Annotated in this window: 19 protein-coding genes; 7 read left to right on the top strand and 12 right to left on the bottom strand. The window is 62.5% G+C overall.

The features are described from left to right. Positions 1–103 precede the first annotated feature (103 nt). From argR to ACNQPL_RS07970, 7 genes are all read right to left on the bottom strand, one after another. Positions 104–1,084 carry a transcriptional regulator ArgR gene (gene argR / locus ACNQPL_RS08000; protein WP_346615021.1) on the bottom strand — a complete coding sequence of 327 codons (981 nt, stop codon included), beginning with the start codon at positions 1,082–1,084 and terminating at the stop codon, positions 104–106. A 99-nt stretch (positions 1,085–1,183) separates the two neighbouring features. After that, positions 1,184–1,948: an arginine/ornithine transport ATP-binding protein AotP gene (aotP, locus tag ACNQPL_RS07995; RefSeq protein ID WP_346615020.1), complete on the bottom strand. Its 765-nt coding sequence runs from the start codon at positions 1,946–1,948 to the stop codon at positions 1,184–1,186. Positions 1,949–1,970: 22 nt separating this feature from the next. After that, positions 1,971–2,669 (bottom strand): ABC transporter permease, encoded by a 699-nt coding sequence (locus ACNQPL_RS07990; RefSeq protein ID WP_346615019.1) that lies wholly within the window; start codon positions 2,667–2,669, stop codon positions 1,971–1,973. Further along, on the bottom strand, positions 2,666–3,355 hold the full coding sequence (locus ACNQPL_RS07985; RefSeq protein WP_346615018.1) for an ABC transporter permease: 690 nt from the start codon (positions 3,353–3,355) through the stop codon (positions 2,666–2,668). The genes ACNQPL_RS07990 and ACNQPL_RS07985 overlap by 4 nt, the downstream gene beginning before the upstream one ends. Before the next feature lie 88 nt (positions 3,356–3,443). Further along, complete coding sequence (locus ACNQPL_RS07980) at positions 3,444–4,229, bottom strand: ABC transporter substrate-binding protein (RefSeq protein ID WP_346615017.1); 786 nt, start codon at positions 4,227–4,229, stop codon at positions 3,444–3,446. A 493-nt stretch (positions 4,230–4,722) separates the two neighbouring features. Next, positions 4,723–6,684, bottom strand: a complete 1,962-nt coding sequence (acs, locus tag ACNQPL_RS07975; protein ID WP_346615016.1) for an acetate--CoA ligase — start codon at positions 6,682–6,684, stop codon at positions 4,723–4,725. A 72-nt stretch (positions 6,685–6,756) separates the two neighbouring features. Beyond that, positions 6,757–7,365 (bottom strand): acyl-homoserine-lactone synthase, encoded by a 609-nt coding sequence (locus ACNQPL_RS07970; RefSeq protein ID WP_131949441.1) that lies wholly within the window; start codon positions 7,363–7,365, stop codon positions 6,757–6,759. Between the two features lie 354 nt (positions 7,366–7,719). On the opposite strand from ACNQPL_RS07970, the gene ACNQPL_RS07965 reads away from it, so the two are divergent. After that, complete coding sequence (locus tag ACNQPL_RS07965) at positions 7,720–7,974, top strand: DUF2790 domain-containing protein (protein WP_346615015.1); 255 nt, start codon at positions 7,720–7,722, stop codon at positions 7,972–7,974. Positions 7,975–8,036: 62 nt separating this feature from the next. Here the strand turns inward: ACNQPL_RS07965 and ACNQPL_RS07960 are convergent, their stop codons facing one another. Beyond that, entirely contained in the window at positions 8,037–9,596 is a 1,560-nt protein-coding gene (locus tag ACNQPL_RS07960; RefSeq protein WP_346615014.1) for a sigma-54-dependent transcriptional regulator, read from the bottom strand. 255 nt (positions 9,597–9,851) lie between these two features. On the opposite strand from ACNQPL_RS07960, the gene phhA reads away from it, so the two are divergent. The 4 genes from phhA (at position 9,852) to ACNQPL_RS07940 (ending at position 12,668) form a co-directional block, all read left to right on the top strand. Further along, a complete protein-coding gene (phhA, locus tag ACNQPL_RS07955) occupies positions 9,852–10,640 on the top strand; it encodes a phenylalanine 4-monooxygenase (protein ID WP_346615013.1) in 789 nt (262 codons plus the stop codon). 38 nt (positions 10,641–10,678) lie between these two features. Next, positions 10,679–11,035 (top strand): 4a-hydroxytetrahydrobiopterin dehydratase, encoded by a 357-nt coding sequence (locus ACNQPL_RS07950; RefSeq protein WP_346615012.1) that lies wholly within the window; start codon positions 10,679–10,681, stop codon positions 11,033–11,035. Positions 11,036–11,245: 210 nt separating this feature from the next. Then, on the top strand, positions 11,246–11,371 hold the full coding sequence (locus ACNQPL_RS07945; RefSeq protein ID WP_256215917.1) for a hypothetical protein: 126 nt from the start codon (positions 11,246–11,248) through the stop codon (positions 11,369–11,371). A 97-nt stretch (positions 11,372–11,468) separates the two neighbouring features. Next, on the top strand, positions 11,469–12,668 hold the full coding sequence (locus ACNQPL_RS07940; protein ID WP_416466395.1) for an MFS transporter: 1,200 nt from the start codon (positions 11,469–11,471) through the stop codon (positions 12,666–12,668). A 121-nt stretch (positions 12,669–12,789) separates the two neighbouring features. Here the strand turns inward: ACNQPL_RS07940 and ACNQPL_RS07935 are convergent, their stop codons facing one another. Next, complete coding sequence (locus ACNQPL_RS07935; RefSeq protein WP_416466394.1) at positions 12,790–15,810, bottom strand: FAD-binding and (Fe-S)-binding domain-containing protein; 3,021 nt, start codon at positions 15,808–15,810, stop codon at positions 12,790–12,792. A gap of 152 nt (positions 15,811–15,962) precedes the next feature. Here ACNQPL_RS07935 and ACNQPL_RS07930 point away from each other — a divergent pair, with 152 nt between their 5' ends. Next, positions 15,963–16,847 (top strand): LysR substrate-binding domain-containing protein, encoded by an 885-nt coding sequence (locus tag ACNQPL_RS07930; RefSeq protein ID WP_416466393.1) that lies wholly within the window; start codon positions 15,963–15,965, stop codon positions 16,845–16,847. Positions 16,848–17,015: 168 nt separating this feature from the next. Here ACNQPL_RS07930 and ACNQPL_RS07925 read toward each other — a convergent pair whose 3' ends face one another. The 3 genes from ACNQPL_RS07925 to ACNQPL_RS07915 form a co-directional block, all read right to left on the bottom strand. Further along, on the bottom strand, positions 17,016–18,437 hold the full coding sequence (locus tag ACNQPL_RS07925; protein WP_346615008.1) for an amino acid permease: 1,422 nt from the start codon (positions 18,435–18,437) through the stop codon (positions 17,016–17,018). Between the two features lie 766 nt (positions 18,438–19,203). Next, the gene (gene rluB / locus ACNQPL_RS07920) at positions 19,204–20,271 is read right to left on the bottom strand and encodes a 23S rRNA pseudouridine(2605) synthase RluB (RefSeq protein WP_346615007.1); all 1,068 of its coding nucleotides are present in this window, start codon (positions 20,269–20,271) and stop codon (positions 19,204–19,206) included. A 193-nt stretch (positions 20,272–20,464) separates the two neighbouring features. Next, entirely contained in the window at positions 20,465–20,686 is a 222-nt protein-coding gene (locus ACNQPL_RS07915) for a DUF1127 domain-containing protein (RefSeq protein WP_346615006.1), read from the bottom strand. A 96-nt stretch (positions 20,687–20,782) separates the two neighbouring features. On the opposite strand from ACNQPL_RS07915, the gene ACNQPL_RS07910 reads away from it, so the two are divergent. Then, positions 20,783–21,634 carry a LysR substrate-binding domain-containing protein gene (locus tag ACNQPL_RS07910; RefSeq protein WP_346615005.1) on the top strand — a complete coding sequence of 284 codons (852 nt, stop codon included), beginning with the start codon at positions 20,783–20,785 and terminating at the stop codon, positions 21,632–21,634. Positions 21,635–21,637 lie beyond the last annotated feature (3 nt).

Genomic DNA, 21,637 nt, shown 5'->3' with positions numbered 1-21,637 from the left:
GGGGTATAGGGCGATGATTTTGTGCTGCGGCCGCATCGAGCGCCGTGCGGGCGACGCTCGGTCTAATGGCCGCCACACAACTCAAGGCATGCCGCCAAGCTCGTCAGCCTTTTTCAGCCGGCGCCGAACTGAGCTCGAACGGGCTGCTGTTACGCCGCTGGTTACGATCCTCCCGCGGCGTCGCGCCAAAGAAGTTGCGGTAAGCACTGGAGAAATGCGGCCCGGAAGAGAACCCGCAGGACAAGCCGATCTGGATGATCGACTTGCTGGTCTGCATCAGCATCTGGCGTGCCTTGTTCAAGCGCAGCTCCAGGTAATACTGGCTCGGCACTCGATTGAGGTACTGCTTGAAGATGCGCTCCAGCTGCCGGCGCGAAACGCACACATGCTGGGCGATTTCGTCGGTGGTCAGTGGCTCTTCGATGTTGGCCTCCATCAGCAGCACCGCCTGGGTGAGCTTCGGGTGGCTGGAGCCCAGGCGATTCTGCAGCGGAATGCGCTGGCGTTCGCCACCCTCACGAATACGCTCGACCACCAGTTCCTCGGACACGGCACCGGCAAGCTCCGCACCGTGATCGCGCGCCAGCACCGCCAGCAGCAGGTCAGTCACGGTCATGCCGCCACACGCCGTCAGGCGGTCACGGTCCCAGTCGAACAGGTGGCTGGTGGCGATGACCTTGGGGAAACGCTCGGCAAAATCGTCCTGCCAACGCCAGTGCACCGCGGCGCGGTAGCCATCGAGCAGCCCGAGCATGGCCAGCGGGTACACACCGGCGGACAACCCGCCAATCATGCAGCCACTGCGGGCCAGCTGCTTGAGCGCTGTCGACAGCGTCGAACCCACCGCCTGTGGCGGTTCGTCGGCCAGCAGGAACAGCTTGTGACAGCCTTCCAGGCGACCATTCCATGGCTCGCCCGGCAGCCGCCAGGCACCCTCCTCGGCAGGCTCGGCCTGCAGGAAGGCCAGCTCGTAGACCACGTCTGGATGCACCCGCTGGGCCACCAGCAATACTTCCTCTGCCAGCGCCAACGTTAAAGGCTTGGTGCTTGGCCAGATGAGAAAACCGATTCGCTGGGTGGTCATAGGGTACGGTCCGAAACCTGAGGTCGTTCGAGTCTGTGGCGCCGGGTCAGGCTGCGCTCGCTGCGCAGCATGCCCTATTCTGGTGCAAAGGTGCAGCCTTTACTTCAGGCTGCCGGAGAGAAACTGCTTGAGTCGCTCGGATTGCGGGTTGGCCAGCACTTCGCGAGGGCAGCCGGTTTCTTCGACCAGGCCTTTGTGCAGGAACACCAGCTGGTTGGACACCTCGCGGGCAAAACCCATCTCGTGGGTCACCACTACCATGGTCCGGCCTTCCTGGGCCAAGGCCTGCATGACCTTGAGCACATCCCCCACCAGCTCCGGGTCGAGCGCCGAGGTAGGCTCGTCGAACAGCATAACCTCAGGCTCCACGGCCAGCGCCCGCGCAATTGCCACACGCTGTTGCTCACCGCCGGACATGTGGCCGGGGAAGGCGTCCTTGCGATGCGCCACGCCCACTTTGGCCAGGTAATGCTCGGCTTTTTCCAGGGCCTCCTTCTTGCTCACGCCCAGCACGTGCACCGGTGCTTCGATGACGTTCTCCAGCGCGGTCATGTGTGACCACAGGTTGAAGTGCTGGAACACCATCGACAGGCGCGAGCGCATGCGCTGCAGCTGACGGGAATCGGCAGCCTTGAGCGCGCCGTCCTTGCCGGCGACCAGCTTCAGCTCTTCGTTGTTGAGCAGGATCTTGCCGGCGTGCGGCTGCTCGAGCAGGTTGATGCAGCGCAGGAAGGTCGACTTGCCCGAACCGCTGGAGCCGATGATGCTGATCACATCGCCTGCCTTGGCCGCCAGGGAAACACCCTTGAGCACTTCATGGCTGCCATAGCGCTTGTGCAGGTCTTGGACTTCGAGTTTGTACATGCTGTCGGTTCTCACAGAGCGTTCAGTGCTTGCGCGGCGCCAGGTAGCCGAGCCAACGGCGTTCGGCCATCTTGAACAGGCGCACCAGGATGAAGGTCAGGCACAGGTAGAACACGCCCGCCGTGATGTAGGCCTCGAAAGGCAGGTAGTACTGGGCATTGACCGTGCGTGCGGCACCGGTGATGTCGATCAGGGTCACGATCGACGCCAGGCTGGTGGTCTGCAGCATCATGATCACTTCGTTGCTGTACTGCGGCAATGCCCGGCGCAGGGCCGACGGCAGCAGGATACGGCGGTACATCTTCATGCGCGACATGCCCATGGCCTTGGCCGCCTCGATCTCGCCATGGGGCGTGGCCTTGAGGCTACCGGCGATGATTTCGGCGGTATAGGCGCTGGTGTTGACACCAAAGGCCAGGCAAGCACAGAACGTGGCACTGGACAGCAATGGCCAGAACACACTTTCACGCACCGCCTCGAACTGCGCCAGGCCGTAGTAGATCAGAAACAGCTGCACCAGCATCGGGGTGCCGCGGATCACGTAGGTGTAGAGCCAGGCCGTGAGGTTGACCACCGGCTGCTTCGACACGCGCATCAGCCCCAACGGCACAGCCGCCAGCAGGCCGAAGAACAGCGATATCGCCAGCAACTTCAGGGTGGTCAGCAGGCCCCCCAGGTACAGCGGCATGGCCTCCCAGATGACGTTGTAATCGAAAATCATAGCTCAGCCACCTTGACGCCCACCGAGTAGCGCTTCTCGAGATACTTCAGTGCCAGCAGCGAGACACTGGTGAGCACCAGGTACAACGCCGCCACCGCCAGGAAGAAGGTAAAGGGTTCGCGGGTGGCGTCTGCCGCCTGCTTGGCCTTGAACATCATGTCCTGCAAACCGACCACCGAAATCAGCGCGGTAGCCTTGGTCAATACCAGCCAGTTGTTGGTGAAACCCGGAATCGCCAGGCGAACCATTTGCGGCACCTGGATGCGGAAGAACACTTGCCGCCCGCTCATGCCGTAGGCCGCGCCCGCTTCGGCCTGGCCCTTGGGGATACCGAGGAAGGCCCCGCGGAAGGTTTCCGACAGGTAGGCACCAAAAATGAAGCCCAGCGTACCGATACCGGCAATCAACGGGTTCAGGTCGATGTAATCGTCATAGCCAACCAGCGGCCCCAGACGGTTGATGATGTCCTGCCCGCCGTAGAAGATCAGCAGGATCAGCACCAGGTCCGGAATACCACGGATCACCGTGGCGTACATATCGCCCAACCAGGCCAGCCAGCGCACCGGCGACAAGCGCAGCGCCACGCCAATCAGGCCGAGCACGATGGCCAGGGCCATCGACGACAGGGCGAGCTGCAGCGTCAGCCACGCCCCGTCGAGGATGACTGCCCCGTAGCCTTTCAACATGATGAGGTCCTCGACCTAAAGAATGAAAAATGGTGCAAACCTCAGAGCCTCTGCTGTTTGCACCATTGCACAGGTGAAACTCGACGTCTTAGTTCGAGTCTGGACCGTAGATGTCAAAGTTGAAGTACTTGGCTTCAATTTGCTTGTACTTGCCGTTGGCGCGGATGGCGTCGATGGCGGCGTTGATGCGGTCGACGTTGGCCTTGTCACCCTTGCGCACGGCGATACCGATGCCGTCACCAAAGTACTTGGCGTCGGTGAATGCCGGGCCAACGAAGGCAAAGCCCTTGCCGGCGTCGGTTTTCAGGAAGCCGTCTTCCAGCAGGGTGGCATCGGCCACGGTGCCGTCGAGGCGGCCAGCGGCGACGTCGAGGTAGATTTCGTTCTGGGTGCCGTAAGGAACCACGGTGGCACCTTTGGCGCCCAGCACTTCCTTGGCGAAGCGGTCGTGGATCGAGCCGCGCTGCACGCCGATCTTCTTGCCTTTGAGTTCATCCAGGCTGTCGCTGACGGCAGTGCCGTCCTTCATCACCAGGCGCGCCGGGGTCAGGTAATAGCGCTTGGTGAAATCGACCGATTTCTTGCGGTCGTCGGTGATCGACATGGACGACAGGATGGCGTCGATCTTGCGCACTTTCAGTGCCGGGATCAGGCCATCGAATTCCTGCTCGACCCAGGTGCACTTGGCTTTCATCTCTTCACACAGGGCATTGCCGATGTCGTAGTCGAAACCGGCGATGCTGCCGTCAGGCTGCTTGAAAGCGAAGGGTGGGTAGGCCGCCTCGATACCGATTTTCAACGGTTTTTCATCGGCCTGCGACACCAGGGAAAACACGGAAAGCGCCAGGGCGCCAAGCAGTGCGAGCTTCTTCATCAGGTAACTCCATCGGTACGGGGCAATACAAGGCAGGGGTAACAACTGCCCGATATGCGAATGGGTACAACGCGAGCCGCGCAGGGTTCGACCAAGGTCGCAGACCACGAGCGAGTGAGTGGCATTTTAACGACAGCCCGGTAGTCGATATTTCTTCAAAGCGACAACTACTTACAGAAGCGCTTGAAACCGCAGCGGGCGAGGTTGACAGCCTTTGCAAGATATGCAAGAGCGCAAGAAATAGAACCCATAGGACTAGCAATTACTGGGCCTATTATTGGCAAAGCCTTGAGTTACGGCAAGTGCAGCGTGCCGGGTTGCACACATTGACGCGAAAAACGCACCGAAAACACACCTTGCTGTTTCCCGGCGCCCCGTTTCCGTGCAAAGGCGGTGACAGAGGGGGTAACGATGAATGTCGGGTAACAGTAAAGCAAAAACCCCGCCGGTTGCGCGGCGGGGTTTACTCAGGCCTGGATTGGCGCAGGCAAACTTACGCCGTCGCCAGGTTCATCGCCTTGTGGGTATCGATCAGGTGCTGCACCACACCAGGGTCGGCCAGGGTCGAGATGTCACCCAGTGCGTCGTACTCCGCGGTAGCGATCTTGCGCAGGATCCGCCGCATGATCTTGCCCGAGCGGGTTTTCGGCAACCCAGGCGCCCACTGGATCACATCCGGCGAGGCGATCGGGCCAATCTCCTTGCGCACCCAGTTCTTCAGCTCCATGCGCAGCTGCTCGCTCGACTCGACGCCGGCATTGAGGGTGACATACACGTAGATGCCCTGGCCCTTGATGTCGTGCGGTACGCCCACCACAGCGGCCTCGGCCACCTTGGCATGGGCGACCATGGCGCTTTCGATCTCGGCGGTACCCATACGGTGGCCGGAGACGTTGAGCACGTCATCCACGCGCCCGGTGATCCAGTAGTAGCCATCCTCGTCGCGACGCGCACCGTCACCGGTGAAATACATGCCGCGGAAGGTCTTGAAGTAGGTATCGACGAAGCGGTCGTGGTCGCCATACAGCGAGCGCGACTGGCCCGGCCAGGAGTCGAGGATCACCAGGTTGCCCTCGGCGGCACCCTCGATCAGGTTACCCAGGTTGTCCACCAGCGCCGGCACCACACCGAAGAACGGGCGGGTCGCAGAACCCGGCTTGAGGCCGGTGGCGCCCGGCAGCGGGCTGATCAGGATGCCGCCGGTCTCGGTCTGCCACCAGGTGTCGACGATCGGGCAACGCTCCTTGCCGACGGTCTTGTAGTACCAGTTCCAGGCTTCAGGGTTGATCGGCTCGCCCACCGAGCCCAGCAGGCGCAGGCTGGAACCGTCAGCGCCTTCGACGGCAGCTTGGCCCTCGGCCATCATCGCGCGGATGGCGGTCGGGGCGGTGTAGAGGATGTTGACCTTGTGCTTGTCGACGATCTTTGACACGCGCGTGATGTCCGGGTAGTTCGGCACGCCTTCGAACAGCAACGTGGTCGCGCCGTTGGCCAGCGGGCCGTAGACGATGTAGCTGTGGCCGGTGACCCAGCCGACGTCGGCGGTGCACCAGTAGACCTCACCCGGGCGGTAGTCGAACACCCGCTCATGGGTCAGCGCGGCATATACCAGGTAGCCGCCCGTGGTGTGCAGCACGCCCTTGGGCTTGCCGGTGGAGCCAGAGGTGTAAAGGATGAACAGCGGCTCTTCGGCGCCCATTTCCTTCGGCGCGCAGTGGCTCGAGGCAACCTTCATCAGGTCTTCGTACCAGATGTCGCGGTGTTGGTGCCAGGCGATGTCGCCACCGGTGCGCTTGCACACGATGATCTTCTGCACACTGCTGGTTTCAGGGTTGGTCAGCGCCAGGTCGACGTTGGCCTTGAGCGGGGTACGACGGCCACCGCGCACGCCTTCGTCGGCCGTGATCACCACCTTGGACTTGCAGTCGATGATGCGCCCGGCCAGGGCTTCCGGCGAGAAGCCGCCGAACACCACCGAGTGGATGGCACCAATGCGCGCGCAGGCCAGCATTGCCACCACGGCTTCGGGGATCATCGGCATGTAGATGGTCACCACATCACCGCGGTGCACATCCTGGCCACGCAGGGCGTTGGCGAACTTGCAGACCTGCTCGTGCAGTTCGCGGTAGGTGATGTTGCGGTGTTCGGAAGGGTCGTCGCCTTCCCAGATGATTGCCAGCTGGTCGCCGCGCTCTTCGAGGTGACGGTCCAGGCAGTTGGAAGAAACGTTCAGAGTGCCGTCGGCAAACCATTTGATATCGACATGATGGTCGTCGAAGGAGGTCTGCTTGACCTTGGTGAATGGCTTGATCCAGTCAAGACGCTGGGCCTGCTCGCGCCAGAAGCCGTCCGGGTTGATCACCGATTGCTGGTACATGGCCTTGTAGGTGGCCTCGTCGGTCAGGGTAGTGGCCGCAACCTCGGGACGAACGGGATACAGTGGAGCCGCACTCATCTGTGTTACCTCGGTGTAATAGTTGTTTTTGTATGGAATCGTTTGTAACTGTACCAGAGCGGCAAAAGCCATTCAGGCGGCGATGGCTTGCCGGGCTGCCTGCCCCGGCTTGATTCCTAATGCCGCAAACGTTTGCGGATCAATATCGATCCAGCATGCGACCACCAGACGTCCGTCCACCTGCTTCGGCGGGCCTGCGCGGTGCGCGTGTATGCCGATCCGGCGGAACAGCCGCTCCATGCTCGCGAACGTCACGCCGATCAGCTGCCGCGCGCCGAGCTGCGCCGCGCATTCGACCACGGCCGCGAGCATCGGCCGCACGGCCCACTCGGCATTGCCCGACCCGCCTTCGTCGTCGGTCGCCGCGAACCTGGACAGCTCCCAGACGGCCGCCGATTGCGGCAGCGGCATGTCTGCGGCGATCAGGTCGGCGAACAGCGACTGCAGCAGATACGGGCGCGTCGTGGGCAGCAGGCGCGCACATCCGCACACGTCGCCGCCGGCATTTCGCGCGAACACGTACACGGTATCGTCGCGATCGAACTGGTCGCGCTCGAAGCTTTCGTTCGCCGACGGGAGCTCCCAACCGAGTTGTTCGACGAACACGCGGCGCCGGTAGCGCCCGAGATCCGCTGCAAGTTCGTGTGGTAACCGCCCTTCTTCGTGAACGAAGGTCCGCATACGACGATGGTAGTAACGCGACGGGATGCGGCTGCGCCAATTCGCGCGGAAGGCTCTAGGCCGCAGCGGGCGGCCTGATGCGTGGGCAAAGGAGAGGGTTTTGCCGGGGGATTGTTACCGATTCTGTCAAAAGGCGAAAAAACTTTATCAAAACGCCATCTGTTTCCCTTAATTACCGAGGCATAAGATTCACCTCGCCAGCAACGGCAAGGCGATTAACAACTGGTAACAGTAACAGCCCCCACGAAGGCAATCCGTTAATCCCCCTCTAATCCGATAGTTGAAAACTTGGCTGTATTCGCGGCGCCACAAGCGCCGCGTGCCCCCTCACGACCTTAGACAGGTAAATAGAAAATGAAAGCTTTACTGGTATTGGTACTTGGCGGTCTTTGCAGCGCGGCGATGGCCGGCGAAGCAAACGATGTCGAGCAGATTCCGGTTGAACAGTACAGTTACTCGCAGCACCTGGACATCGCTCGCGTCATCTCCATGAGCGAAGTGCCGAATGTCTGTGAAGTAGTGCCTGCCCGCATGACCTACGAGGACTCCAACGGCCAGAAGCACATTCTCGAATACCGCGTGATGGGCAACGGCTGCTCCAACGGCTGATGCCTGTGAGTTGGGGGCCCAAAGGGCCCCTTCGCTCGTAACTTGTTTAAAGCATCATTCGTTCATTCACTCGACTTGCCCAGCGAATAATCACGCAACTTGTTGGCAATAGTCGTATGCGATACACCCAATCGCTTACCCAATGCGCGACTACTTGTGTATTCGCCCAGCAAACTCTCCAACACCGCTTTCTCGAACCGCCCGACAATCTCCGAAAGATCACCGTCCAGGGAAAACTCGCCCAACGGTTGGCGCACACCATAATCTGGCAAGCGGATATGCTCGCTCTTCACCACCCCGCCTTCGCACAGTGATACCGCCTGGAACAATACGTTTTCCAGTTGCCGTACATTGCCCGGCCAGTGGTACTGGGCAAGCTTGTCCATCGCCGCCGGCGCCAGGCGCGGCAGGGCGCAACCGATCTGCCGGCTGGCCTGGTCGAGAAAATGCTGCACCAGCCCTTCCAGGCCATCCATGCACTCGCGAAGCGGCGGGATGTGCAGCGACAGCACATTGAGCCGGTGATAGAGGTCCTGGCGGAACTCGCCACGGGCACACAGCTCGGACAGGTCCACCTGGGTCGCACAGATCACCCGTACATCCAGGTACACCTCTTCATCACTGCCGACACGGCGGAAGCAACCATCCTGCAGAAAGCGCAGCAGTTTCACCTGCAAGCGCGGGCTCATCTCCCCTACCCCATCGAGGAACAGCGTGCCGCCAGCCGTCAGCTCCAGAAGCCCCAGCTTGCCTTCGGCGCGCGCGCCCTCGAATGCACCCGGCCCGTAACCGAACAGTTCGGTTTCAGCCATGGATTCCGGCAGGCCGGCACAGTTCAGCGCCATCAACGGTGCCTGGCCACGCGGGCTGGCCAGGTGGCAGGCGCGCGCCAGCAACTCCTTGCCGGTGCCAGTTTCGCCCTCGATGAGCAACGGTGCGTCCAGTGGCGCCATGCGCCGCGCTTCACGCACCACCGCCGCCATCACCCGCGAGCTCTGAAAAATGCTGTCGAAGCCGCGCAACTCCTGCTTGCGCACGTTGTAGATGCGCTCGCCGATGCGGTCGGCGCGATGCAGGGTCAACACCGCACCCGCCAGCGCCTCGCTGTCATCGTGCTCTGATTGCAACGGCGCGATGTCAGCCAGGAACACGTCGCCCTTGACCTTGACCCGCAGGCCGTTGATTCTCGACTGATTGGCCCGCACCAGCTCCGGCAGGTCGAAGTCCTCGACATAGCGCGCCAAGGGCATGCCCGGCACTTCGTCAACCCGCACCCCGAGCAACTGCGCGGCGGTACGGTTGGCGGCAACGATGCTGCCGCCCATGTCCACCGACAACACCGGAAAATCCAGCGCCCCCAGCAGCGCGTTGAGTTCCATGTGCCGCCGCTCGCTGGGCATAAGCCCAACGCGCTTGACGCCAAACACCCCGGCGATTGCCTCGAACTTCGGCCGCAAGGCCTGGAACTGCAGGTTGATCAGATTCGGGCAATGCAGGTAGATGGCATTGCCGTGGTCGCCCCCCACCTCGCCACGCAGCACGTTGATGCCGTATTCCACCAACAGGTTGAGGATGTCGCGAAGGATGCCGATGCGGTTCTGGCAATGCACTTTGATACGCATGGGAGCTCTCGAAGCGGCGAAGTTTTTCAACTGCGCACGGAAAAGTCGTAAAGAAAAGCTGACAAATTCTGCCATTGTGCCAGCCCAATGAGCCGAATTTTCCGCGATGCGCGGTATTTTGTAAAATTATCGTTACGAATTACCTTGTACAGCCTGGGCAAGGGGGCACCGATCACCCGTGCAATTGGGCGGATGAAGGGATATTCCTAGGGTATGTCGTGGACATAACAAGAAAGCCTTCACCAGGAGAGCCACATGAAACAGACGCAGTACGTGGCACGCGAGCCCGATGCGCATGGTTTTATCGACTACCCGCAGCAAGAGCATGCGGTGTGGAACACGTTGATCACCCGTCAGCTCAAGGTCATCGAAGGCCGGGCGTGCCAGGAATACCTGGACGGCATCGATCAGCTCCAACTGCCCCACGATCGCATCCCGCAACTGGGCGAGATCAATAAGGTGCTGGGCGCCACCACCGGTTGGCAGGTTGCCCGGGTTCCGGCCCTTATCCCCTTCCAGACCTTCTTCGAACTGCTGGCCAGCAAGCGCTTCCCGGTGGCCACGTTCATCCGCACCGCAGAAGAGCTTGATTACCTGCAGGAACCGGACATCTTCCACGAGATCTTTGGCCACTGCCCACTGCTGACCAACCCCTGGTTCGCCGAATTCACCCACACCTATGGCAAGCTGGGCCTGGCCGCGACCAAGGAACAGCGGGTATACCTGGCGCGGCTGTACTGGATGACCATCGAGTTTGGCCTGATGGAGACCCCGCAAGGTCGCAAGATCTATGGCGGCGGCATCCTCTCCTCGCCGAAGGAAACCGTCTACAGCCTGTCGGGCGAGCCGGAGCACCAGGCCTTCGACCCGGTCGAAGCCATGCGCACCCCGTACCGCATCGACATTCTGCAGCCGGTGTATTTCGTGCTGCCGAACCTCAAGCGCCTGTTCGACCTGGCCCACGAAGACATCATGGGGATGGTCCAGCAGGCCATGCAGCTGGGGCTGCATGCGCCGAAGTTCCCACCCAAGGTCGCCGCCTGAACGGCCTTGCGACAACAACTCGAATCGGAAAATACCTCATGAATGCCTTGAACCAAGCCCACTGCGAAGCCTGCCGCGCCGATGCGCCGAAAGTCACTGACGACGAGCTGGCCGAGCTGATTCGCGAGATCCCGGACTGGAACATCGAAGTACGTGACGGCCACATGGAGCTGGAGCGCGTGTTCAAGTTCAAGAACTTCAAGCATGCCCTGGACTTCACCAACGCCGTGGGCGAAATCGCTGAAGCCGAAGGCCATCACCCAGGCCTGCTGACCGAGTGGGGCAAAGTCACCGTGACCTGGTGGAGCCACTCGATCAAAGGCCTGCACCGCAACGACTTCATCATGTGCGCGCGCACCGACAAGGTCGCCGAGACGGCTGAAGGCCGCAAGTAAAGCCTTTGAACAGGGCCGCTGTGCGCCAATGAACGGCGCACGGCGGCCCTGTTTTGTCTGCAGGAAATGTCCGGTATCCGCCCGCAAAACCGACAAGCGACCGGGAAAAAATACAAACTGTCATCCAGACTTGTGTATCCTGCCCCAGCTTTACGAAGCTCCAAACGCGCCTGGCGCAGACTTTTCACTCACACTTGCGAGGACGACGAGATGCACGAAATCCCGAATCTTCCCTTCCCAAGCCTGAACCCAGAAGAGCAAACCGTTGCCGCCCACTCCGAACCGACGCCTGCCGTCGAGGATGGCGACGATCAATCCAGCGCTGACCAGGAATAACCGCGCATCTCCCCGACTGTGTGAAAACGGCTGACCTGCGGGCCTCCGTCGTCATCGCGTTTTCACACCGTCCAGAACTTCTGCCACGTAGGCCCCCATGCCCGACTCACCGCGCCCCCTTGCGGTCACTCTGCAAGTCGTCTCCATTGTCCTGTTCACCTTCATCGGCTACCTGAACATCGGCATTCCCCTGGCCGTACTGCCCGGCTATGTCCACAACGACCTGGGCTTCAGCACCGTAATCGCCGGCCTGGTGATCAGCGTGCAGTACCTGGCCACTCTGCTCAGCCGCCCCACCGCCAGCCGCATCATCGACAACTTAGGCAGCAAGAAGGCGGTCATGTATGGCCTCGCCGGTTGCGGCCTGAGCGGCGTGTTCATGCTCGCGTGTGCGTTCCTCACCCATTTGCCGTGGTTGAGCCTGGCCTGTCTGCTGGTCGGCCGCCTGGTGCTGGGCAGCGCCGAAAGCCTGGTGGGTTCTGGCTCGATTGGCTGGGGCATTGGCCGGGTCGGCGCCGAGAACACGGCAAAAGTGATCTCCTGGAATGGCATCGCCAGCTATGGCGCGCTGGCCATCGGCGCCCCGCTGGGCGTGCTGATGGTCAAGCAGCTGGGGCTGTGGAGCATGGGGGTGAGCATCATTCTGCTGTGCATGCTCGGGCTCCTGCTGGCCTGGCCGAAACGCGCAGCGCCAATTGTCAGCGGCGTGCGCCTGCCTTTCATGCGGGTGCTGGGCAAGGTATTCCCGCACGGGTCCGGCCTGGCACTGGGCTCGATCGGCTTCGGCACCATCGCCACCTTCATCACCCTCTACTACGCCAGCCGTGCCTGGCCGAACGCGGCGCTGACCCTCAGCCTGTTCGGCGCCAGCTTCATCAGCGCGCGTTTGCTGTTCGGCAACCTGATCAACCGGATTGGCGGGTTTCGCGTGGCGATTGCTTGCCTGTTGGTGGAGACATTTGGCCTGCTGATGTTGTGGCTGGCGCCCAGCGCTGAACTGGCATTGGCGGGGGCGGCGCTCAGTGGTTTCGGCTTTTCGCTGGTGTTCCCGGCGTTGGGGGTAGAGGCTGTGAACCAGGTCTCCGCAGCCAACCGCGGGGCGGCGGTGGGAGCGTATTCGCTGTTCATCGATCTGTCGCTGGGGATTACCGGGCCGCTGGTGGGTGCGGTGGCGTCGGGGTTCGGGTTTGCTTCGATGTTCCTGTTCGCCGCGGCGGCTTCATGCTGCGGGCTGGTGTTGAGCTTGTACCTGTACAGGCAGGCGCGGCAGGGTCGCAAGCCGGTGCACGAAGCCTGAGCACTGCAGGGGTCTGGCGGCCCTATCGCCGGCAAGCCGGCTCCCACAAGTACAGTGCAGCCCGTGCATTCGGTGCAGTTCCTGTAGGAGCGGGCTTGCCCGCGATAGCGCCAACGCAGATCTATCGCTGGGCGTATTGCAAAACCACCTCCAGCGGGTGACGCAGCTGCCGCTCGGTCATGCGCTTGACCTGGCTGCGGCACGAATAGCCCGTCGCCAGTGCCTCACCTTGCTTGTCCAGCTTGGTTGCCCACGACTGCTCGAAAATGGTCCGCGAGGTGGCCTGGTTACGCGCCTCATGCCCGTAGGTACCGGACATGCCGCAACAGCCCGTGGCCTCGGTCACCAACTTCAGGCCCAGACGCGCGAACACCTGCTCCCACTGGCGGGTACTGGCAGGCACGTTGGTCTTCTCGGTGCAGTGCGCCATCAGCCGGAAGTTACCGGGGGCGGTCGGCGCCTGCTCGGGCAGCACATCCATCAGCCACTCTTGCGGCAGCAGCACATTCGGGCAGCCCGCAAGGCCCGGCACCTTCTGGTACTCCTGGCGGTAGACCAGGGTCATCGCCGGGTCCAGGCCCACCAGCGGCACGCCGCAGTCGGCCAGCGCCTTGAGCTGGGTAGCGTTGCGGATCGCCGCCTTGGCGAAGGCGCCAAGGAAGCCTTGCACGTGCAGCGGCTTGCCGTTGGCGCTGTAGGGCGCCAAAAACACGCGATGGCCAAGGCGGTGCGCCAGTTCGATGAACGCAGCCAGCAGCGACGTCTCGAAGTAACGGGTGAAAGCGTCCTGCACCAATACGATACTGCGCTCGCGCTGGGCCGGCGTCAGTTCACGCAGCGCCGGCACACTGGCCACGCCCACTCGGCAGCGGGTCAAGGTGGACTGGAAGTTGAAGCGGCTGATCAGCGGACTGTCGACCATGCCGACCTTGTCTGCCAGCAGCTTGCTCACCCACTTCGACCCCATCACCGCGTTGTACAGCCCCGGCGCATGGGCCAGGTACGGGATGGTGAACTCCAGTGAGCCAATCAGGTAATCGCGCATGGGGCGCTGGTAGCGCCCGTGGTACAGCTCGAGGAAGCGCGAGCGGAAGTCCGGTACGTTGACTTTGATAGGGCACTGGCCAGCGCACGACTTGCACGCCAGGCAGCCCGCCATGGCGTCGTAAACCTCGTGAGAGAAGTCTTCCTGGCCCAGGCTGCGTGCGCGATTGTTGCGCAGCCGCGCCGGTAGCCCACGCAACCAGGACACCTTGTTGCGCGCCGCCGCCAGCACGTCGATGTTCGCCTCACCTTGCAGGCGCAGCCATTCACGCATCAGCGAGGCACGGCCCTTGGGCGAGTGCTGGCGCTCGCGGGTGGCCTTCCACGACGGGCACATGGCGTCGTTGGGGTCGTAGTTGTAGCAGGCGCCGTTGCCGTTGCAATGCACGGCACTGCCGAAGTCTTGCCACACACGCTCGTCGATGGTGCGGTCGAGGTCGCCGCGCAGGGTCACGCCATCGACCTTGGTCAGGCCTTCGGCGCTGTCCGGCGGGGTGCAGATCTTGCCGGGGTTGAGCTGGTTGCGTGGGTCGAACGCGCCTTTCAGGCGCTGCAGCGCCGGGTACAACGCACCGAAGTATTCCGGCACGTATTCCGAGCGCAGGCCCTTGCCATGCTCGCCCCACAGCAGGCCGCCGTAGCGCTTGGTCAACGCCGCCACGGCATCGGAGATCGGCTTGACCAGGGCGGCCTGGGCCGGGTCTTTCATGTCCAGCGCGGGGCGCACGTGCAGCACGCCGGCATCGACGTGGCCGAACATGCCGTAGGCCAGGCCATAGCCATCGAGCAGCGCACGGAAGTCGGCGATGTAGTCGGCCAGTTGCTCCGGCGGCACCGCGGTATCTTCGACGAAGGGTTGCGGGCGCACTTCGCCCTCGACGTTGCCCAGCAGGCCCACCGAGCGTTTGCGCATGACGTAAACTCGGGTCACCGCCTCGGCGCCTTCGGCCAGGGTATGGCCAAGACGCTCGACGCTTGTGTCTGCCTGCAGGTGCTTGACGAACGCTTCGACGCGGGCATTCACCTCGGCCGGCTCGTCGCCACAGAACTCCACCAGGTTGATACCCAACGTCGGGCGCTCAGGGTCGGCCGGGAAGTACTCGGCGACGCTGTGCCAGACGATGTCCTTCATCGCCAGCATCAGCACCTTGGAGTCCACCGTCTCGATCGAAAGCGGCTTGTGTGCCATCAGTGCATTGGCATCCCGCAGCGCGTCCATGAAGCTTGTGTAGCGAACGTTGACCAGCACCGCGTACTTCGGAATCGGCAGCACGTTGAGCTTGGCCTCGACCACATAACCCAGCGAGCCTTCGGCGCCGCACAGCACGCTGTTGAGGTTGAAGCGGCCCTGCTCGTCGCGCAGGTGCGCCAGGTCGTAGCCGGTCAGGCAGCGGTTGAGCTTGGGAAAGGTGGTTTCGATCAGGTCGGCCTGGGTTTGCTGAATGTCACGGGCGGTACGGTACACCTCGCCCACTCGTCCAGGCGCGGCACAGGCCTGCTCCAGGGCTGCATCATCGATCGGCAGGCTGTGCAGGCGCTCGCCGCCGAGCAGCACGCTGTGCAGCTCCAGCACGTGGTCGCGGGTCTTGCCGTAGGTGCAGCTACCCTGGCCGCTGGCGTCGGTGTTGATCATGCCGCCCACGGTGGCGCGGTTGGAGGTGGACAACTCGGGGGCGAAGAACAGGCCATGCGGCTTGAGCGCGGCATTGAGCTGGTCCTTGACCACACCGGCCTGCACCCGCACCCAACGTTCCTCGACGTTGATTTCGAGGATGCTGTTCATGTGCCGCGAAAGGTCGACGATGATGCCGTCGGTCAACGACTGGCCGTTGGTGCCGGTGCCGCCACCGCGCGGGGTCAGCTTGACCTGCGCGAAGCGCGCCTCGCCCATCAGTGCGGCCACGCGCGCTACGTCATCGGCATCCAGCGGGAACACCGCCGCCTGGGGCAGGCGCTGGTAGATGGAGTTGTCGGTGGCCAGCACCGTACGGGTGCCATAGTCGGCACTGATCTGGCCACGGAAGCCGCTGCCTCGCAGGGCTTCCAGGAATTCGGGGTAGGTGGCGCTCGGCGCAACGGTCGGCAGCTGGGCGATCATCGAAGGATGGCCTCTTGATATGGGCTAATTCACGGAAATCCTGTCATCACGGCATGGGTCTAGACCAGCAGGGATGACGCATAGGCCAATGTTCCTGTAGTTTCGCTTCAGGGGCAAACGGATAATCCTGCCGCTATCAATGACTTTTATGAATGAATTACCGCCACCTCACCCCGTCCATGTCGCTGCTGCTGGCCTTCGAGGCCGCCGCTCGGCATGAAAGCTACACCCGCGCAGCTGCCGAACTGTCGCTGACCCAGAGCGCGGTCAGCCGCCAGGTACAGGCCTTGGAGCAACAGCTGGGCCTTACCCTGTTCCGCCGTGAAGGCCGCCAAGTGCAACTGACCGACGTCGGCCGGCTGTACCAGCGCGAGCTGAGCGAGGCCCTGGGCCGCATCCGCAGTGCCACCTTGCAGGCCCTGGCCTATCAGTCCGGGGTCGGCACCCTGCGCCTGGCCACCCTGCCCACTTTCGGCTCCAAGTGGCTGCTGCCGCGCCTGCATGCCTTCTACGGCGCCCACCCGGGTATGTTGGTGCACATCCACTCCCGGATCGAAGCGATCAACTTCGACACCAGCGAGATCGATGCCGCCATCGGTGTGGCCAGCCACGACCTGCCGGGGCTGATCTGCCATCGCCTGCATGCCGAAGAACTGGTAGTCATCCTGCCGCCACAGGCCAGCGGCGACTACCAAGGCTGGGACCCGGCGCGGATCAGTGCCGAAGTGCTGCTCAATGTTGCCAACAACCCGCATGCCTGGGGCGAATGGTTCTCGCACCATGGCCTGTCGCACCGGGCGATGCGCCTGGGGCCGAGCTTCGAGCTGACATCGCACCTGATCCAGGCCGTGCGCGCCGGGATCGGCATAGGGCTGGTGCCGCGCATATTGGTGGAGGAAGAGTTGGCCAAGGGTGAGCTGTTCAGCCCGGGGGCAGCGTTCGCCAGCCAGCGCAGTTACTACCTGATCTACCCGCCACGGAACGAGGCGCTGCCCTCGTTGCGCGCGTTTCGCAGCTGGCTGCTGGAGCAGATCTGAATGGGTTATTGCCTGGGCGGGCCCTATCGCCGGCAAGCCGGCTCCCACAGGGTAGTGCGTAGCCCGCGATTTCTGTGGGAGCCGGCTTGCCGGCGATAGGGCCGGGCCAGGCAACAAAAACCCGATGCCAGTCACCTGACATCGGGTTTTGTATGCCACCTGCAGCGCTTACTTGGCCACGGTACCGGCAGCAGTGCCATTGACCTGTGTGCGGCGCTTGGGCTTGATGAGGTAAAGGAGGAACATCCCCAGCACCCATACCGGCATCGCATACACCGAGATCTTGATGCCCGGGATCTGCAACATGATGCCCAGGATCAACACCACGAACGCCAGGCAGATGTAGTTGCCATAGGGGTACCACAGCGCCTTGAACAGCGGCTTCTGCCCAGTGCGCTCAAGGTGCTGGCGGAACTTGAGGTGGGAATAGCTGATCATCGCCCAGTTGATCACCAGGGTCGCCACCACCAACGACATCAGCAACTCCAGCGCATCGTGCGGCATGAAGTAGTTGAGCAGCACCGCGATCACGGTCACCGCTGCCGACGCCAGGATCGAACGCACCGGCACACCGCGCTTGTCGACCTTGGCCAGGGCCGCCGGGGCGTCGCCTTGCTCGGCCATGCCCAGCAGCATGCGGGCGTTGCAGTAGGTGCCGCTGTTGTACACCGACAGCGCCGCGGTCAGTACCACGAAGTTCAGCAGGTGCGCGGCCACGTCGCTGCCCAGCAGGGAGAACACCTGCACGAACGGGCTGCTGCCATAACTGCCACCGGAGGCGTCGATGCTGGCGACCAGGTTGTCCCACGGGGTCAGCGACAGCAGCACCACCAGCGCACCGATGTAGAAGATCAGGATCCGGTAGATGACCTGGTTGATCGCCTTGGGGATCACGGTTCGCGGTTTGTCAGCCTCGGCTGCGGTGAAACCGAGCATTTCCAGGCCGCCGAACGAGAACATGATGAACGCCAATGCCATGACCAGGCCGCTGACGCCATGCGGGAAGAAGCCGCCATGCGCCCACAGGTTGGTCACCGAGGCGTCAGGCCCGCCGCTGCCGCTGGTCAGCAGGTAGGCACCCAGGCCGATCATGCCGACGATGGCTGCAACCTTGATGATGGCGAACCAGAATTCCGCTTCACCGAACACCTTCACGTTCATCAGGTTGATGAAGTTGATCAGCAGGAAGAAGCCTGCCGCCGTCACCCAGGTAGGGATTTCTGGCCACCAGTAGTGAATGTACTTGCCGACCGCGGTGAGCTCCGACATGCCCACCAGGATGTACAGCACCCAGCAGTTCCAGCCCGACATGAAGCCGGCGAAACCGCCCCAGTATTTGTGGGCAAAGTGGCTGAACGAACCGGCCACCGGCTCTTCGACGATCATTTCGCCAAGCTGGCGCATGATCATGAAGGCGATGAAGCCGCAAATCGCGTAGCCGAGGATCATCGACGGGCCGGCGGTTTTCATCACGCCTGCCGAGCCGAGGAACAGGCCGGTACCAATTGCGCCGCCGAGGGCGATCAACTGGATATGGCGGTTCTTCAGGCCCCGCTTGAGCTCGCCTGAATGCATGTTGTGTTCACTCATGAACGAAGTCACCTGCATTGTTTTTATCTGTGACGGAATCGGACCCACCGCGCTCGTGGCGCAGCGGAATGGGCAAGGTGGTTACCTTGGGTTTCTTGAACACGGGTGCCGCCAGGGCGGCTCAGCCGGGTGTGAGCAAGAGTGCGCGGTACGCAAGAGGGTCACAGGTAAAACGCGGCGCACTGTATACCCCTGCGAGCGCGCAGGCGTCAACGCGTTGCGTCGTTCTCTCGGAAAAAACGCAGCGGTCCTGTGGTAGGTAGCCTTGAAAGGCGCAGTGATCGGCGTACATGGCGCCTCCATTTGTTGTTCTGGTAGCTCGGCTCTGGGGACGAGCTTTTTGCGCGTGGCAATGGGCGCAATATCCCCGTGGGACGGGGGTTTGGGCAATAGGGGAGCGGGCTTGGGCGGGGTGCTGGGGACGTGACCCTGGCAAGTAATTTTTACAGAGTACATGCCTGACCCATGAAGCCAGGCGGTTCCGTATAAATTTCTTTACAAGGCGGTTTGAAAACTTGCCAGTCGTCCGAAAATTACTTTTTCTTCAATATCTTGGGCCGCTGCGCGGCCAATCGCCGGCAAGCCGGCTCCCACACGAATGGGTGGTGTGAATCTGCTTTTGTGGGCTGCCCCCTCAACAAGGGGTGGTGTAAACCTGCTTTTGTGGGAGCCGGCTTGCCGGCGATTGGGCTGCACAGCAGCCCCTTCCCCGCAGGCACAAAAAAGCCAGCCCGAAGGCTGGCTGTTTCATTACCGCTACCGCAGATCAACCACGCGGCTTGCCGCGACCACGGCCTGCCGGCTTGTCGCCATCAGGCTTGGACGGGCGCTTGCGCATCTCGCTCGGGCGCTCGGCCACGGCGCTGCCGCGGTTGCCCTTGCGCGGTGCATCTTCACGCGGCTGACGGGCCGGGCGCTCGGCGGCTGCAGTGCCTTCCTGCGCCGGGCGAAGGTTACGCACACGCTCGCCACGGCCCATCGGCCGGGTCGACTTGCGCTGCAGGCGTTCCATCTTGTCCTTGGCCTTGAGGTTCATGGCAGGCAGGGCAACCGGCTGCAGCCCTACTTCGGCGGCCAGGATGTCGATTTCACCCTGGGTCATTTCACGCCAGCGGCCCATCGGCAGGTCGGAATTGAGGAACACCGGGCCGAAGCGCACCCGCTTCAGGCGGCTGACCACCATGCCTTGCGATTCCCACAGGCGACGAACCTCACGGTTACGCCCTTCCATCACCACGCAGTGGTACCAATGGTTGAAACCTTCACCGCCCGGCGCCTTCTGGATGTCGGTGAACTTGGCCGGGCCGTCTTCGAGCATCACGCCAGCCTTGAGGCGGTCGATCATCTCGTCGTCGACTTCGCCACGCACACGCACCGCGTACTCGCGGTCCATCTCGTAGGACGGGTGCATCAGGCGGTTGGCCAACTCACCGTCGGTGGTGAACAACAGCAGACCAGTGGTGTTGATGTCCAGGCGGCCGATGTTGATCCAGCGGCCTTCCTTCGGGCGTGGCAGGCGGTCGAACACGGTTGGGCGGCCTTCCGGGTCGTCACGGGTGCAGATCTCGCCGTCAGGCTTGTTGTACATGATCACCCGGCGGGTGGCCTCGGCGGCCTCTTCGCGCTTGATCAGCTTGCCGTCGACAGCGATGGCGTCATGCAGGTCGACGCGCTGGCCGAGGGTGGCGGCAACGCCATTGACCTTGATGCGGCCCTGGCTGATCCAGGCCTCGACGTCACGGCGCGAGCCCACGCCGATACGCGCCAGCACTTTCTGCAGCTTTTCGCCGGACGGAGGGGTAATTTCGGTATTTTGCAGGTCTTGCTCACTCATCTGGGCACCTCCCGGTGTAAGAATGAAAACGAGGTTTCTGGCGACGAACGCGCCAAAAGGCCGCGCATCATACGCGGTTCGTTGAAGGAACGCACTGCAGGTTAGTGGGTTTTCCGGGGGAGGTAAGGACTTTCTGCCCGATGGCTTTGCTGCTACCCCAGTGAACACCTGAGCGTTCACCGGGGCAGAACAGTCACCCTTTGCTCAGCGGATCATCCCAGAAGTGCCGATCGGCCTCTTGCTGGATATCTGCCCGGCTCAAGCCCAGATCGTGCAGGGTGGCATCGCTGAGGCTGGCCAGTTCCTGGCGCTGGCGGTAGAGGTCGTACCAACGCAGCGGGCGCTCAAGGGCTGCGTGCCACAGGTGGTTCAGGGAGAACGCAGATTGCTGGATGCTGCTGACATGACCTTTCATCGTGAAGCCCTCCGTGTTGATGGCTCCAGTCTCACGCCAGGCTTAAGATCAATCCAACGAATGTTTCTGATGCCATGCATCTCGGAGATTGATGCAATGTCCCAGTACCAAAGCCTTGATGCCGACGTGCTGCGCACCTTCGTCGCCATCGCCGAGCAAGGTGGCTTTACCCGCGCCGGCGAAGTGGTCAACCGCACCCAGTCGGCGGTCAGCATGCAGATGAAACGCCTGGAGGAAGACATCCTGCAGCGCCAGCTGTTCGAGCGCGAAGGCCGCCAGGTGCGCCTGACCGCCGAGGGCCAGGTGCTGCTGGGTTACGCGCGGCGCATCCTCAAGCTGCATGGCGAGGTGTTCAACACCCTGCGCATGCCGCACATGGTGGGCGTGGTGCGCATCGGCACGCCCGACGACTACGCCATGCGTTTCTTGCCGACCATCCTCTCAAGCTTCGCCCAGGCCTACCCGCTGGTGCAGGTGGAGGTGCATTGTGATTCGTCGAAACACCTGATGCTGCGCCAGGACCTGGACCTGACCATCGTCACCCGCGAGCCGGGCAACGAGATCGGCCAGTTGCTGCGCCAGGAGCGCCTGGTATGGGCTGCCGCCGAAGGCTTCTGCCCGCAGGAACAACGGCCCATGCCGCTGGCGCTGTTCAACACCGACTGCTTCTGCCGCGCCTGGACCTGCAACGCCCTGGAGGCCCAGGGCATCGACTATCGCATCGCCTACACCAGCCCCAGCCTGGCGGCGATCTTCGCCATCGTCACCGCAGGGCTTGCGGTGACGGCGCAATTGCAGAGCCTGGTGGGCGGTAATATTCGCATCCTTGGCGAGCAGGACGGGTTGCCACAACTGCCGGTGGCAAATGTGATGCTGTTGCGCAATTCCCAGACCCAGTCGCCGATCACCGACTGCATGGCCGATTACATCGTCGAAGGGTTCCTGTAGGCC

It is taken from the genome of Pseudomonas sp. LFS044, assembly GCF_047978245.1.
Classification (GTDB): Bacteria; Pseudomonadota; Gammaproteobacteria; order Pseudomonadales; family Pseudomonadaceae; genus Aquipseudomonas.
Note: the sequence above shows the minus strand (reverse complement) of the source record. Positions and strands in the feature narration are given on the sequence as shown.

Coding starts and splice junctions, on each gene's coding strand:
- ACNQPL_RS07945 (WP_256215917.1), top strand. CDS start 11,246: ATGCACGAAATCCCGAATCTTCCCTTCCCAAGCCTGAACCCAGAAGAG.
- ACNQPL_RS07910 (WP_346615005.1), top strand. CDS start 20,783: ATGTCCCAGTACCAAAGCCTTGATGCCGACGTGCTGCGCACCTTCGTC.
- ACNQPL_RS07940 (WP_416466395.1), top strand. CDS start 11,469: ATGCCCGACTCACCGCGCCCCCTTGCGGTCACTCTGCAAGTCGTCTCC.
- argR (WP_346615021.1), bottom strand. CDS start 1,084: ATGACCACCCAGCGAATCGGTTTTCTCATCTGGCCAAGCACCAAGCCT.
- ACNQPL_RS07935 (WP_416466394.1), bottom strand. CDS start 15,810: ATGATCGCCCAGCTGCCGACCGTTGCGCCGAGCGCCACCTACCCCGAA.
- ACNQPL_RS07965 (WP_346615015.1), top strand. CDS start 7,720: ATGAAAGCTTTACTGGTATTGGTACTTGGCGGTCTTTGCAGCGCGGCG.
- aotP (WP_346615020.1), bottom strand. CDS start 1,948: ATGTACAAACTCGAAGTCCAAGACCTGCACAAGCGCTATGGCAGCCAT.
- ACNQPL_RS07960 (WP_346615014.1), bottom strand. CDS start 9,596: ATGCGTATCAAAGTGCATTGCCAGAACCGCATCGGCATCCTTCGCGAC.
- ACNQPL_RS07990 (WP_346615019.1), bottom strand. CDS start 2,669: ATGATTTTCGATTACAACGTCATCTGGGAGGCCATGCCGCTGTACCTG.
- ACNQPL_RS07930 (WP_416466393.1), top strand. CDS start 15,963: ATGAATTACCGCCACCTCACCCCGTCCATGTCGCTGCTGCTGGCCTTC.
- acs (WP_346615016.1), bottom strand. CDS start 6,684: ATGAGTGCGGCTCCACTGTATCCCGTTCGTCCCGAGGTTGCGGCCACT.
- ACNQPL_RS07950 (WP_346615012.1), top strand. CDS start 10,679: ATGAATGCCTTGAACCAAGCCCACTGCGAAGCCTGCCGCGCCGATGCG.
- ACNQPL_RS07915 (WP_346615006.1), bottom strand. CDS start 20,686: ATGAAAGGTCATGTCAGCAGCATCCAGCAATCTGCGTTCTCCCTGAAC.
- ACNQPL_RS07970 (WP_131949441.1), bottom strand. CDS start 7,365: ATGCGGACCTTCGTTCACGAAGAAGGGCGGTTACCACACGAACTTGCA.
- ACNQPL_RS07985 (WP_346615018.1), bottom strand. CDS start 3,355: ATGTTGAAAGGCTACGGGGCAGTCATCCTCGACGGGGCGTGGCTGACG.
- ACNQPL_RS07980 (WP_346615017.1), bottom strand. CDS start 4,229: ATGAAGAAGCTCGCACTGCTTGGCGCCCTGGCGCTTTCCGTGTTTTCC.
- phhA (WP_346615013.1), top strand. CDS start 9,852: ATGAAACAGACGCAGTACGTGGCACGCGAGCCCGATGCGCATGGTTTT.
- ACNQPL_RS07925 (WP_346615008.1), bottom strand. CDS start 18,437: ATGAGTGAACACAACATGCATTCAGGCGAGCTCAAGCGGGGCCTGAAG.
- rluB (WP_346615007.1), bottom strand. CDS start 20,271: ATGAGTGAGCAAGACCTGCAAAATACCGAAATTACCCCTCCGTCCGGC.